Here is a 12,679-nt window from a genome sequence, read left to right as displayed (position 1 = left end):
AAAACTGACGGGACGTCAGACCCGATTTTGCATTTTTTTTGTTTTTAGCGAGACCAACATGAAACGTACTTACCAACCTTCCGTCGTTCGCCGCAAGCGTACGCACGGCTTCCGCGCTCGTATGGCTACCCGTGGTGGCCGTGATGTGCTCAACGCACGTCGCGCAAAAGGCCGCAAACGCCTGGCCGTCTAGGCTTGTCGTTGACAGCTGATCGCGTGGCTAGCTGTACTCCAGTCGGCAATCAACGCGAAGGTTCACACGACTTCGCGCGCGTTCGGCGTATCGTTAAAACGGATGAATTTTCATCCGTTTTTCGTTTGCGCCCTTCGCAAAAAACAGCGCATTTTGTGCTGTATACCCGACACAATCTCTTGCCGCATGCGCGGCTGGGCGTCGTTGTGGCCAAGCGTTTCGCGCCACGCGCGGCGACCCGCAACACGATCAAGCGCGTCACGCGCGAGCTGTTTCGCAACAGCGCGCTGCCGCCGGTCGACTGTGTGGTGCGCCTGTCGCGCGCCGTCAACAGCAAGGATGGCCCGGCCACCACGGCCAGGCTGAAAGCCGAGCTGCGTGATGAACTGAGCCGGCTGTTCGCGGCGCAAGTGGCCGCGCAAGCGCGCTCTGTTGCTGCGCCACCACCATCCGCGCCATGAAAACCCTGCTGCTGTTCCTGTTGCGAGCTTATCAATTGGTGATCAGCCCCATGCTGGGACAGAATTGCCGCTTCTATCCAAGTTGTTCGCATTACGCGATGGAAGCGTTGCGCGTCCACGGCGCCGCGAAAGGCAGCCTGCTGGCTGCCAAGCGCGTGTGCCGCTGCCACCCCTGGAATGACGGGGGCTTTGACCCGGTGCCACCGGCCGACGGCAAACAATCTTCAACGACCGCTTGCGGTTGCAACCACTCCTGACCAATACCCTAATGGATATCAATAAACGTACCATCCTGTGGATCGTGTTCTCCGTCTCGCTGGTAATTCTGTGGAATGAATGGATGATTTCGACCGGTCGCCCGTCGATGTTCTCCGCTAATACCGCCCAGACCGCCAAGGCGCCGACCACCCCTGCACCGACCGCCCTGCCGGCCGCCGGCGCGGCATCCTTGCCTGGCGTGAATGCCGATCCTGGCGCTTTCAAGAGCGAGCGCATCACCATTACCACCGATGTCATCAAGGTCGATATCGACACATTGGGTGGCCAGGTCAAACGTCTGGAATTGCTCAAATTCAAGGGCGCGGGCAATCCGGGCTGGTTTGGCGGTTGCTTCGGCCTGTTCCAGTGGTGCCAGCCTGATGCAGGCAAGCAAAACGAAGTGCTGTTCGACGAAGGCGCGAACCATACCTACCTGGCGCAAACCGGCCTGGTCGGCGGTCCGTTCCCGACGCACAACACCGGCTTCACGGTGCAGCCTGGCGTGCGCACCCTTGCCGACGGCAAGCAGATCCAGCTGGTGATGGAAGCGGTGCAAGGCGGCGTCAAGCTGACCAAGACGTTCACCTTCAAACGCGGCGACTATGTGATCGACGTGCGCCATGACGTATCGAACGTCGGCACCGCGCCGGTGACGCCTCAGCTGTACATGCAACTGGTTCATGACGGCAACAAGCCGGTCGGCGACTCGTTCTTCAACAGCAGCTACACGGGCCCGACCCTGTACACGCCGCAGGACAAGTACCAGAAGATGACGTTCGAGAAGATCGAAAAAGCGGCTGTCGAAGATGAACGCACCGGCAAGGATACGGCCATGAAAGGCCTGCATCCGGTCCGCGCCGACGGCGGCTGGTTTGCCATCTCGCAGCACTTCTTCGTGTCGGCTTTCGTGCCGCCAGCGAACATCGCGCGCGATATCTTTACCAAGAAGCTGTCGACCAACACCTACGCCATCGGTAACCTGGTGACCTTGCCGGCGCTGGCGCCAGGCGCCTCGGCCGCGATCGATGCCAAGCTGTACTCGGGTCCGCAAATCGCGCACCTGCTCGAACCCGTGTCGCCTGGTCTGGAACTGGTCAAGGATTATGGCTGGCTGACGATTATCGCCAAGCCGATCTTCTGGGTCATGGAACAGATCCACAGCGTACTGGGCAACTGGGGCTGGACGATCATCGCCTTCACCATCCTGATCAAGCTGGCCTTCTTCCCGCTGTCGGCCGCCGGCTACCGCAGCATGGCCAAGATGAAACTGGTCACGCCGAAGATGCAGGCCATCCGCGAGCGCTACAAGGGCGATCCGCAGAAGATGAACCAGGCCACGATGGAGCTGTACAAGACGGAAAAAATCAATCCGCTGGGCGGCTGCCTGCCGATCCTGATCCAGATGCCGGTATTTATCGCCCTGTACTGGGTGCTGAACGCGTCGGTGGAAATCCGCGGCGCGCCATGGATAGGCTGGATCACCGACCTTGCCCAGCATGACCCATGGTGCATCCTGCCAGTGCTGTACGCGATTTCGATGTATATCACGACCAAGCTGAACCCGGCCCCTGCCGATCCGATGCAAGCGAAGATGATGCTGTTCATGCCTTTGGCGTTTTCGGTGATGTTCTTCTTCTTCCCGTCGGGCCTGGTACTGTACTGGGTCGTCAACAACGTCCTGTCGATCGGCCAGCAATGGGTGATCACCAAGAAATACGCGCCATCCACTGTGTAAGCAGGGTTAGCAAAGCAAAAGCCCGCCTAGTGCGGGCTTTTTTTTGAAATCGGACCCGCTGGGTCCGATTTCAAAAAAAAGTGGGTTTTGCCGACCTCTTCCAGCCTTCTCCGAATAAACTACCCCCATGAAACTCGACTCCTCTCCTATCGCCGCCATCGCCACCGCTCCCGGACGCGGCGGCATCGGCGTGGTCCGCGCCTCCGGCAAGAACCTGGCGCCCCTGATGGCCGCGCTGTTCGGCGACCAGGCATTGAAACCACGCCACGCCACTTATGTGCCATTCACTGAAGCGGACGGCGCCATTATCGACCAGGGCATCGCCATCCATTTCAAGGGCCCGCATTCGTACACGGGCGAAGACGTGCTGGAACTGCAGGGCCATGGCGGCCCGGTCGTGCTGCAGCTGTTGCTCGCGCGCGTATTGGAAGCGGGCAAGGACAGCGGCTTGCGCCTGGCCGAGCCCGGCGAGTTCACGCGCCGTGCCTTCTTGAACGACAAGCTCGACCTGGCGCAGGCCGAGGCCGTGGCCGACCTGATCGACGCCTCGACCGAGGCGGCCGCCAAGTCCGCCTCGCAATCGCTGTCGGGCGCGTTTTCGAACACCATCCATGCGCTGGTGGAGCAGGTGACGGGGCTGCGCATGCTGGTCGAAGCGACCCTGGATTTCCCGGAAGAAGAGATCGACTTCCTGGAAAAATCGAACGCGCGCGGCCAGCTGAAAGCCGTGATCGAGGCCTTGAATAAAGTGTTTGCCCAGGCCGCGCAGGGCGCGCTGCTGCGCGAAGGCTTGAACGTGGTGCTGGCCGGCCAGCCGAACGTGGGCAAGTCCTCCTTGCTGAACGCGCTGGCGGGCGCCGACGTGGCCATCGTCACGCCGATCGCCGGCACCACGCGCGACAAGGTCAGCGAAACGATCCAGATCGAGGGCATTCCGCTGAACATCATCGACACTGCCGGCATCCGCAGCGCCGGCGACACCGTCGACGCCGTCGAGCGCATCGGCATCGAGCGCACCTGGGGAGAAATCGGCAAGGCCGACGTGATCCTGCACTTGCTCGACGCCGACCACGGCCCGACCCTGGCCGACGAAACCATCGTCGCCGCCTTTCCCGAAGGCGTGCCGGTGGTGCGCGTGTGGAACAAGATCGATTTGTCCGGCCACAAGCCCAGCGTCGACATGTTGCCGGACGCGACCCACGTCTACCTGTCGGCGCATGAACATATCGGCATCGACCTGCTGCGCGGCGAGCTGTTGCGTATCGCCGGCTGGCAACAGACGGGCGAATCGCTGTACCTGGCGCGCGAACGCCATCTGATCGCCCTGAAATCGGCCGGCAAGCATCTGAATATCGCCGCCGAACACGCGGCCCAGGACGACCAGTCGCTGGACCTGTTCGCCGAAGAACTGCGCCTGGCGCAGGTGCAGTTGTCGAGCATCACCGGGGAATTTTCGCCTGACGATCTGCTGGGCGTGATTTTCAGCCGGTTCTGTATCGGGAAATAAGGAGAAATGATGAAGCTTGTGTTCGCGCTTTTGCTGAGCCTGCCTCTGCTGGCTGGCGCAAAGCAAAAACTGCCGGCTGATGTGGCAAAGTTTATCGACAATGCCGAGATGTGCGAGCACTTCGCTGGCGAGTGGGACGAGAACGACAAGGCGCGCCAGCGCGAAATCACGCAGGCCATCGAGCAGTCGTGCGGCGCGGCGCAGCAGCAGCTGAAGCGCTTGAGCGTGAAATATGCGAAACAGCCGGAGATCATGAAAGTGATCGATGACAACGCGAATGATGCGGTCAGGAGTTTTCGGAAACAGGGCTAGTATTGCTGTTCAGTTCAACCCCCAATGCAAGTTCCGGGGTCAGACCCTCAATGCCGCAAACTCGGAGTTCATTGCTGACGGGCGAGGGTGCTGACCCCAGATTTTGCTTCCGCCACGATTGAGAATTGTCATGAAGCACAATCGCCGCTGACGTACTCTTGCCTGACGCACTTTAGTGCTTTTAGGAAAGGGGGCCGGCATGGACAGCAAGCAGTTGCAAGCCTCGCAGGAGGAGCGGGACAGTGCACGGCTGACGCCTTTGCAGCTGGCCGCAAACCTGCCGCCCAAGGGCGCCTGCTGGTATTGCGACAAGCCGCTCGATGCGGTGCGGCGTTTCTGCTGCAAGAGTTGTGGCGAGGCGTATGCGGAAGAGACGCAATATGATCGCTGATTGTCGCTGATTGTCGCTGATTGTCGCTGATTATCGCCGGCGCAGCAGGGCTTCCAGTGCGTTGTCAAAATCGAATTCATGGGCGGCGGCCGCCACTTCCTGGTACACATGCACGCCCAGGCTGGCGGCCAGCAGGCTGGCCGAATTTTCCAGGATATCGATGGCGGCGCCGTCGCCCTCGCGCAAATGGCTGGCCAGGCGCGCCAGCAGCAGCTGGATGGCGGGGGCGGACGGGTCGGGCGCCATGTCCTGCGCTGCCAGATGACTTTCTTCGGGCGTGCCCAGCATCGCGCTGACGGCGCCCAGCAGTTGATCTTGCGCCAGTTCCAGGTGCGCGATCTGCTGCGCCAGGCCGGGCGCCTGGGCCCGCAGCGCCATTTCCAGCGCGCTCGACAAGGCATGCACCTGGACCGCGCCGATCATGCCGGCCGCGCCCTTCAAGGTGTGCACGCGCAGGCGCGCGCCGGCATAGTCGCCGGCGGCAAACACCATGCGGATCTGGCGCGGCGTGGTGCCGTGATCATGCAGGAAGCGGCGCAGGATTTTCAGGTATAGCGGGCGGTCGCCCATGATACGGCCCAGCCCGCCTTCCACGTCGAGCACGCGCGAACCCTGCGCTGTGGTGGCGCGATGGTCGCTATCGGCGTGGGGTGTGCTCATGCCGTCACCGCTAGCGCGTGGTAAACGACCAGCTGCGCGTGACGGCGGTACCGTTCACACGGCCGTTGAAGCTGACGTCGTACGTGGTGCCGGCCGTCAGCGGCGCCAGCGGAATGATGGCGGCGGCGGACAAGGGCGTTTGCGGGTCCGTCGCGCGTTGCAGCAGCAGTACCGTCAGGTCGCTGGCGGCGCCGCGCTGGCGCACGGTAAAGGCCGTCACGCCGAGCACGTCGTTGATATTGGCGTGCACGCTGATCGGATAGCCGACAATATCCTGGTTCGGCACCGGATCGGGTTCCTCGTTATTGCTGGAAAAACTGGTGGCCACCTTGGCCTGGTTGCTGACGGGGTAGGTGACGACTTGCCCTGCGGCCAGCCCAGGGCCATAGCCATTGTTGGCGGCGAAGTCGGCGGTGAAATACGCGTAGCCATTGTTGCCCATGGCGGCGCCGGTGCCCGCTTCCTTGAAGATCGGTTCAAAGATGGCGAAGCGGTGATAGATGGCGGTGATCAGTTCTTCCGCCAGGTAAAAGCCGGAGTTGTTGGTGGCGCCCGCGATCACTTCGCCATAGGCATAGGAATTCGAGCGGTTCAGGCTATAGCCCGCCTTGACGAAGCGGTCGGCCAGGGTGGCGCCCGTAAAGCCGGGCTTGCCGGCAACCTGGTCATGCGAGACCGTATTATTGGTTTTTAAATAGTCGGAATGGCCTTGCGCCGCGGTATCGATCAGGCTGTTGCGCGCCAGGCTGGCCAGGCCGACCTGGCCGCGCCGGTAATTGATCCAGTTGTAGCCATCGGTGGCGATGCTGCCGGTCATGGCGGGCGCGCCCGCCTCCTGCACCAGCTGCGGCCCGGGAGTGGCCGTCGATGCCGTGGTCGTATTGCCGCTGTCGCTGCCGCCACCGCCGCAAGCGGTCAGCAGCGCCGCGATCAACAGGGCGGGAATGAATGATTTGCTATGCTGGGACAAGGCGATCAAGCTGACTCCTGTATGAAAGGGAACTGCTGCTCTGTTGATGGTGGCGCCTTGAATCGATTCTAAGGTATTTTTGCCGCCCGGAGTGCACAGAAGTTACTGCCGTGTGCGGCTGGCCGACGCTAGGGTGCGAACCCGCGCGCAGGGTAGAATGGGTGCAATGCTTGTTCGCTATGCCACTGTTTTTTCACCGATTTTTTGGATTGCCCATAATTTGAACACCTTGCCCAAGTCGCGCCTGCAGCGCGCCAAGTACGCCTTGCCCAGTATGGTGACTTTGCTTTCGATAGCATGCGGCTTTGCCAGCATCGTCATTTCGGTCGATAACGCGGGCACCGGCGACCCCGCCGACTACCGGCTGGCGGCGGCGCTGCTGGTCCTGGCGGGCGTGTTCGATGCGCTTGACGGCTATGTCGCGCGGCTGACCAACACCGGCTCGGACTTCGGCATGCAGCTCGATTCGATCGCCGACGTGATGAATTTCGGCTGCGCGCCGGCGGTGCTGCTGTATTGCTATGGTTTCGTGCAGATGGGCGTGCATGATCCGCTGCTGCTGCGCTTTGGCGGCATGGCCAGCTTCTTTTTTGTTGCTTGCGGCGCCATGCGCCTGGCGCGCTTCAATGTGAACGTCGGCAAGACCGACCCCATGTATTTTGTCGGCATGCCGATCACCGCCGGCGCCGCTTGCGTGGCGGCCGTGGTGGTGGCCTGGCCGGCCCCGATCGACAGCCAGTTGCACAGCTATCTGCTGATGCTGCTGCTGGTCGGCGTGGGCAGCCTGATGGTGTCGACCCTGCGTTTCCCCAGCTCCAAGCAGAAGAAAAGCCTGGCCCTGCTGCTGGTGGTGGCCGTCGCGGTCGGCATGCTGGTGTGGCTGAAAACCAGTTTCTTTGCCTTCTTCTTTGCCGTATATATCGCCGCCACCCTGGCGCTGAACCTGGCTTGGCACCTGGGCTGGCGCGGGATTGCCCTGCCTCAGGTATTTACGGATGTCGACGAAATAGATTAAGCGACCTCGTGCCCTCTTGCCGCGCGCAGGATGGCAAACCAGTCGCTGCGGCTGAGAGCAAACTGCGTGCCTTCCACGGCCACGCCCACCGCCTCGATGCGACCGGTGCCCGTCAGCGGCAGCGGCTTGCACGGCACTTGCATGATCCAGGCGAACACCACGCTGGCAAACGGGCGCTGCAGTTCATCGGCGATATCCTTGATCACATTGCGCAAGTTTTCCACGTTCGCGTCGCCGCCCTGGAACAATCGTCCGCCGGCCAGCGGCGACCAGGCCATCGGCGCTACGCCCAGGTCCTGCAGGCCATCAAAGGTTTCATCGAACATCGGTGCCGTATGCAGCGGCGAAAATTCGACCTGGTTGGTCGCCAGCGGAAAGCGGCGGTGCAAGGCTTCGAACTGGTGGCGGCTGAAATTCGATACGCCGAAGTGCAGCACCTTGCCAGCGTTTTTCAATGCGGTGAACGCGCCGGCGATCTCGTCGAAATCCATCAGCGGATCGGGGCGGTGGATCAGCAGCAGGTCGAGCCGGTCGGTGCGCAGCTGGCGCAAGGACTGTTCGACCGAGCCGGTGATATGGGCCGCGCTGGTGTCGTAATGCTGGATCGCATGGCCGGGGCGATGCGGCGAGAGCAGCTTGATGCCGCATTTGCTGACCAGTTCCATCTGGTCGCGCAAGCCCGGCCGCAGGGCCAGCGCTTCGCCGAACAGGCCTTCGGCGCTGTAGTCGCCATAGATATCGGCGTGATCGAAACTGGTGACGCCCAGCGTCAGGCATTGCTCGATAAACGCCAGGCGCTGCTGCGCCGTCATGTTCCATTCGCCGATGCGCCACATGCCGGCGACGATGCGCGACAGTTCGGGGCCATGCGGCGAGAGGCGGCTGCGCGGGGCTTGCAGGCTGGCGGGAAAAACATGGGTCATGGGCATACTTTCTGGGAGTGGCGACGGGCTGATCTGACGGATTATATCCTTGCAACAGGCAAAAAAAAGCCCGCATCGCTGCGGGCTGTTTGCGACTACCTTAATAGGCTCTTATTGCTTATTTCAGCCACAAGCGCATCGAATCCCAGGCGCGGCCAAAGATCGAGGCTTCGGTGATCGGCTCCAGCGCCACCACCGGCAGTTCCAGCAGGGTCTTGCCGTCCACCACCATTTTCAGCTTGCCTACCGGGGCGTTCTGCGGCAGCGGCGCGACCAGCGGGTCCTTGCGTTCCAGCACCGGTTTCATCTTGGCGGCCGTGCCTTTCGGTACGGTGACCAGCACGTCGTTGGCAAAGCCGATTTTCACGGTGCTTTTCGAGCCTTTCCACACTTCCGGCGTGGCCACGGCCTGGCCCTTCGAGTACAGCTTGACGGTATCGAAGTTCTGGAAGCCCCAGTTCAGCAGCTTCTGGCTTTCCTGCGTACGGGCCTGGTCGGAGGTGGTGCCGAGCACCACGGAAATCAAACGGCGCTCGCCGGAACCGCCCGGGCGGCGTGCCGAGGCGATCATGCAGTAGCCGGCCGCTTCCGTGTGGCCGGTTTTCATGCCGTCGACGGTCGGGTCCAGCCACAGCAGGCGGTTGCGGTTCGGCTGGGTGATCTTGTTGTACGTAAAACTTTTCACGGAATCGATTTTGTAGAATTCCGGATAGTCGGCGATCACGCGTTTGGCCAGCACGGACAAGTCTTGCGCGGTGGAATAGTTATCGGGACTAGGCAGGCCATGCGGATTGGCAAAACGGGTGTTTTTCAGGCCCATGCGCTGCGCTTCGCGGTTCATCAGCACGACGAAGGTGCCTTCGTCGCCGGCAACGGCTTCGGCCAGCGCGACGGCGGCGTCGTTACCCGATTGAATCATCAAGCCATGCAACAGGTCGTCGATCGACACCGGGGTGGCCGGGTCGATGAACATTTTCGAGCTGCTGGCGTCCACTTTCCAGGCGCGCACGGAGACATTCACTTTCTGGTCCAGCGCCAGTTTCTTTTCGCGCACGGCGGCAAACGTCAGGTAAGCCGTCATGATCTTGGTGAGCGAAGCCGGTTCGATGCGCGCGTCCGGATCTTGCGAGGCAATGATCTGGCCACTGGTGGCGTCGAGCAGGAGCCAGGACTTGGCGGCGATGGTCGGCGCCGGAACGGTCTGGGCCACGGCGGCGGATAGGAAAAGTACACTGGAGGCCAGTGCCGCTAGGAGTTTTTTCATGGAGGCTGGTCTGCGAAAAAAAGTGAAGGCTGAGGGCCATGCTGCTGATGCTGACATGGCCGCGTGGAAAAAACGGATCAATTATAGCCGCGGAAACGGCAGTAAGCCCACACTTCAAGCATCGTCGAGCGTGCTGGCGGGTTTGTCGCCATGCCATAGCGCGATCACCAGTTGCTTGATGTGATTGAGCTTGCGGTGGAAAAAGTGGTCGGCGCCGGGAATCACGATTACGGGAATATCCTGTGGCCGGGCCCAGTCGAACACGGCCGACAGGGGGATCGTGTCGTCCAGTTCGCCGTGGATCAGGATGGTGTCGGCCGGAATGTCGGCCATCGCCCATTTTCCAGCCGCGCTGCCGATCAGCGCCAGGCGCTCGGCCGGCGTGCCGGCGGCGCTCAGGCGCTCGTTCAATTTCGATTGCACGAAGGTGCCGAAGGAAAAGCCGGACAAGGCCACCGGCAGGCCCGGATACAGGCTGCGCATGTGTTCGTACAGCAGTTGCATGTCGTCGGTTTCGCCGGCGCCGTGGTCATGCACGCCTTCCGAGGCGCCCACGCCGCGAAAGTTGATGCGCGCCACCACGTAGCCGAGCGCGACAAAGGCGCGCGCCAGGGTCTGCGTGACCTTGTTGTCCATGGTGCCGCCGTACAGCGGGTGCGGATGGGCCACCAGCGCGATGCCGCGCGGGGTATCGGCCGGGAAGTCCAGCAGGCCTTCCATGCTGCCCGCATGGCCGGCCAAGGTGAATTTTTCGGAATTTCGGTTCATGAGGCTCATGTTGGCGCTTGTCTCTTAAATTGGTATTAAATCTTGAGGCGATCGACAACCTTGCCGCCCACCAGATGGCTATCGATAATGTCATCGATATCGCTGTTGTCGACATAGGTGTACCAGGTGCCTTCCGGGTAGATCACCAGCACCGGTCCTTCTTCGCAGCGGTCCAGGCAGCCGGCCTGGTTGATGCGGATATTGCCGGCGCCACTCATGTTCAGGTCCTTGATGCGGCGCTTGCAGTGTTTTTGCGCTTTTTCGGCGCCATGGTCGCCGCAGCTGTTGCGGCCGTCTTCACGTTTGTTCATGCAGAAAAAAACGTGGCGTTCAAAATAGGGGGCGTCGCTCATTGTCGTACTCCTGCGGTTGGCTATGCGCCATGATAACGCTTATGGATGGTCTTCGCGCCGATGTCGCTGCAGTTCTTCCTGCCGGTTCAGCTTGTGCGATGGCAGCCACAGGAACCACAGCGCCATGAACGGCCACAGCAGGGCGAGGAACTGGGCCGCGCCATTGAAGTTGAGGAACTTGCCTTGTACCCAGCCTTGCAGGGTGGACATGAAATAGGGATTGATCGGCGTGGTATTCACGATAACCAGGCTCAGCAGCAAGGTGGCGACCGCGATGCGGCGCTGTGCCACATGGGGCGCGAAAGCCAGCCCGCCCAGCATGATCAGGCCGATCAAAAAGCCGCCCTGGGCACCCGGCGTGATCCACACGAAGGCGTTTTGCGGCGAGAACAGCAGCGCGCTGGCCAGCGAACGCACCACCAGCGCGGCACCGATCAGGATCACCACCAGTGCGGTGCGCGGCGCCGACCGGCGCATCAGACACAGCAGGGCCAGCACGGCGCCCGTCATGCCGCAGGCCGTGATGATGGTCTCCGATAGCCAGTATTGTTCCACCGTCAGCACGGCGTCGGGCCGCAGGTAGGACGCCAGGTCGATCTCCATGCCCATCAGGGTCGACAGCCAGTCCGACAGGATGGGCAGCAGCTGGCCCAGGCCGAACAGATAGCCTTGCGGATAGATCTGCGCCAGCGGCCACAGCGCGACCAGCACCAGGCCCTGGCTGGCATGCTGCACGAACCAGCGCTGGCGCACGCGCAGCAAATGGCTATGGTCGAGCAGCTTGCGCGCCGACAGGGCGCCGACGATGGCGCCCACGCAGCAGCCGGCCGAGTTGGTATAGAAATCGAGGTTCGACGAGACGCGGCTGGGCAGGTAGGTTTGCACCGCCTCCATGCTGCCGGAGACAAACATGCCGCACAAGGTGGCGATCAGCACGGCAAAAAAGCCGGTGATGCGCGGGAACAGCGAATACACGATCAAGGTGCCCAGCGGCATGTAGCCGACGATATTCACGCCGACGTCAAAGCCCGTCCAGTACCGGGGCATCCTGGTGTTTTCAAGAAACAGCAATGGCGACAGGCCGTTGCTGTGCCAGCCCGTAAATGGAAACCAGCTGGCATAGACGATCAGGAACACATAGGCCAGCAGCGTCGCGCGCGAGACGGGCGAAGAGCGGCGAGGCGCAGGCGGATGCGGCGGCGCCGCCAGCGGATGGTCGTGGGCTGAGGCCGGCATCATTCTTTCGGTATGTTCAGCGTGCCCAGCCAGGCCAGCAGGTCGGCGGCGACGGCGTCCGACGCCAGGGCCAGCGCCTGCGCGCCGCCTTGCGCATCGGCGCTGGCCGCGCGGCTGTTGCGGCTGAAGGTTTTCTGGTCGAGCAACTGGTGGCCGCGGAACAGCGAGGCGCGCAGGGTGACCTGGCCGCTGCTTTGCTTTTCGCTATCGAAGTTTTGCGAGAAATCGTCGACATCGATGCGCAGCAGCGGAATGCCGGCCGCCGCGTCGGTGGTCGACAAGACCTTCACGCCGCCCTGGGCGACGCGGGTTTTCAGGCGCTGGCTCAGCAGTTGCAGCGGCGGCGTGTTCCAGCGGTTGTAGGCATACGGGCGCGACTGCTGGGCGTCGGCGTACAGCAGGCGGTAATACATGCGCTGGGTATCGAGCCACGACGGACCGTTGGCGTCGGCGATGACCAGCACCGGCAGCGGCGCGGAAGTCGTTTGCGCCACTGGCGCGGCCGGCGGGCCGAAATCATAAAAGGTCGGCAGCGGGCCACGGCTGGCGCAGCCGCCCAGCAGCAGGGCCGCCGCCAGGGTCAATACGCCGGCGCTGGTGCGCGAAGGATGGGGAAACTGCATCGGTGATCTC

The 12,679-nt window shown here is 62.2% G+C and carries 16 protein-coding genes; 8 read left to right on the top strand and 8 right to left on the bottom strand.

The genetic code is table 11. The annotated features are described in order from the left end of the window. The first annotated feature begins 58 nt into the window (after nucleotides 1–58). From rpmH to ACP7B7_RS20685, 7 genes are all read left to right on the top strand, one after another. Nucleotides 59–193, top strand: a complete 135-nt coding sequence (gene rpmH, locus ACP7B7_RS20715) for a 50S ribosomal protein L34 (protein WP_010401996.1) — start codon at nucleotides 59–61, stop codon at nucleotides 191–193. A 23-nt stretch (nucleotides 194–216) separates the two neighbouring features. Then, the gene (gene rnpA, locus ACP7B7_RS20710) at nucleotides 217–654 is read left to right on the top strand and encodes a ribonuclease P protein component (protein ID WP_308922973.1); all 438 of its coding nucleotides are present in this window, start codon (nucleotides 217–219) and stop codon (nucleotides 652–654) included. Beyond that, on the top strand, nucleotides 651–911 hold the full coding sequence (gene yidD / locus ACP7B7_RS20705) for a membrane protein insertion efficiency factor YidD (RefSeq protein ID WP_308922972.1): 261 nt from the start codon (nucleotides 651–653) through the stop codon (nucleotides 909–911). The genes rnpA and yidD overlap by 4 nt, the downstream gene beginning before the upstream one ends. Nucleotides 912–922: 11 nt before the next feature. Next, a complete protein-coding gene (gene yidC, locus ACP7B7_RS20700) occupies nucleotides 923–2,647 on the top strand; it encodes a membrane protein insertase YidC (RefSeq protein WP_426077921.1) in 1,725 nt (574 codons plus the stop codon). A 127-nt stretch (nucleotides 2,648–2,774) separates the two neighbouring features. Continuing rightward, on the top strand, nucleotides 2,775–4,154 hold the full coding sequence (gene mnmE / locus ACP7B7_RS20695) for a tRNA uridine-5-carboxymethylaminomethyl(34) synthesis GTPase MnmE (RefSeq protein ID WP_426077920.1): 1,380 nt from the start codon (nucleotides 2,775–2,777) through the stop codon (nucleotides 4,152–4,154). Between the two features lie 81 nt (nucleotides 4,155–4,235). After that, nucleotides 4,236–4,466: a hypothetical protein gene (locus tag ACP7B7_RS20690; RefSeq protein WP_426077919.1), complete on the top strand. Its 231-nt coding sequence runs from the start codon at nucleotides 4,236–4,238 to the stop codon at nucleotides 4,464–4,466. 199 nt (nucleotides 4,467–4,665) lie between these two features. Next, nucleotides 4,666–4,857 (top strand): hypothetical protein, encoded by a 192-nt coding sequence (locus ACP7B7_RS20685; RefSeq protein WP_426077918.1) that lies wholly within the window; start codon nucleotides 4,666–4,668, stop codon nucleotides 4,855–4,857. Nucleotides 4,858–4,887: 30 nt separating this feature from the next. On the opposite strand, the gene ACP7B7_RS20680 is transcribed toward ACP7B7_RS20685, so the two are convergent. Both ACP7B7_RS20680 and ACP7B7_RS20675 read right to left on the bottom strand, forming a co-directional pair. After that, complete coding sequence (locus ACP7B7_RS20680) at nucleotides 4,888–5,517, bottom strand: Hpt domain-containing protein (RefSeq protein WP_308922967.1); 630 nt, start codon at nucleotides 5,515–5,517, stop codon at nucleotides 4,888–4,890. A gap of 10 nt (nucleotides 5,518–5,527) precedes the next feature. After that, nucleotides 5,528–6,496, bottom strand: coding sequence for a CAP domain-containing protein (locus ACP7B7_RS20675; RefSeq protein WP_308922966.1), 969 nt, complete (start codon nucleotides 6,494–6,496; stop codon nucleotides 5,528–5,530). A gap of 235 nt (nucleotides 6,497–6,731) precedes the next feature. On the opposite strand from ACP7B7_RS20675, the gene pssA reads away from it, so the two are divergent. Further along, nucleotides 6,732–7,502, top strand: coding sequence for a CDP-diacylglycerol--serine O-phosphatidyltransferase (gene pssA, locus ACP7B7_RS20670; RefSeq protein ID WP_308925829.1), 771 nt, complete (start codon nucleotides 6,732–6,734; stop codon nucleotides 7,500–7,502). Here pssA and ACP7B7_RS20665 read toward each other — a convergent pair. The 6 genes from ACP7B7_RS20665 to ACP7B7_RS20640 form a co-directional block, all read right to left on the bottom strand. Next, on the bottom strand, nucleotides 7,499–8,425 hold the full coding sequence (locus tag ACP7B7_RS20665; protein ID WP_308922965.1) for an aldo/keto reductase: 927 nt from the start codon (nucleotides 8,423–8,425) through the stop codon (nucleotides 7,499–7,501). The genes pssA and ACP7B7_RS20665 overlap by 4 nt on opposite strands. 118 nt (nucleotides 8,426–8,543) lie before the next feature. Then, nucleotides 8,544–9,689 (bottom strand): D-alanyl-D-alanine carboxypeptidase family protein, encoded by a 1,146-nt coding sequence (locus tag ACP7B7_RS20660; RefSeq protein WP_308922964.1) that lies wholly within the window; start codon nucleotides 9,687–9,689, stop codon nucleotides 8,544–8,546. A 114-nt stretch (nucleotides 9,690–9,803) separates the two neighbouring features. Beyond that, nucleotides 9,804–10,457, bottom strand: coding sequence for an alpha/beta hydrolase (locus ACP7B7_RS20655; protein ID WP_308922963.1), 654 nt, complete (start codon nucleotides 10,455–10,457; stop codon nucleotides 9,804–9,806). A 35-nt stretch (nucleotides 10,458–10,492) separates the two neighbouring features. After that, nucleotides 10,493–10,810, bottom strand: a complete 318-nt coding sequence (locus ACP7B7_RS20650) for a (2Fe-2S) ferredoxin domain-containing protein (protein WP_426077917.1) — start codon at nucleotides 10,808–10,810, stop codon at nucleotides 10,493–10,495. Nucleotides 10,811–10,849: 39 nt separating this feature from the next. Next, nucleotides 10,850–12,046: a VanZ family protein gene (locus ACP7B7_RS20645; protein ID WP_426077964.1), complete on the bottom strand. Its 1,197-nt coding sequence runs from the start codon at nucleotides 12,044–12,046 to the stop codon at nucleotides 10,850–10,852. Further along, complete coding sequence (locus ACP7B7_RS20640; RefSeq protein ID WP_426077916.1) at nucleotides 12,046–12,669, bottom strand: ABC-type transport auxiliary lipoprotein family protein; 624 nt, start codon at nucleotides 12,667–12,669, stop codon at nucleotides 12,046–12,048. Before ACP7B7_RS20640 ends, ACP7B7_RS20645 begins: the two co-directional genes overlap by 1 nt. Between the last annotated feature and the right edge of the window lie 10 nt (nucleotides 12,670–12,679).

The organism is Janthinobacterium sp. PSPC3-1 (assembly GCF_049896105.1).
Classification (GTDB): Bacteria; Pseudomonadota; Gammaproteobacteria; order Burkholderiales; family Burkholderiaceae_D; genus Janthinobacterium.
This window is presented reverse-complemented; position numbering and strand designations above follow the sequence as displayed.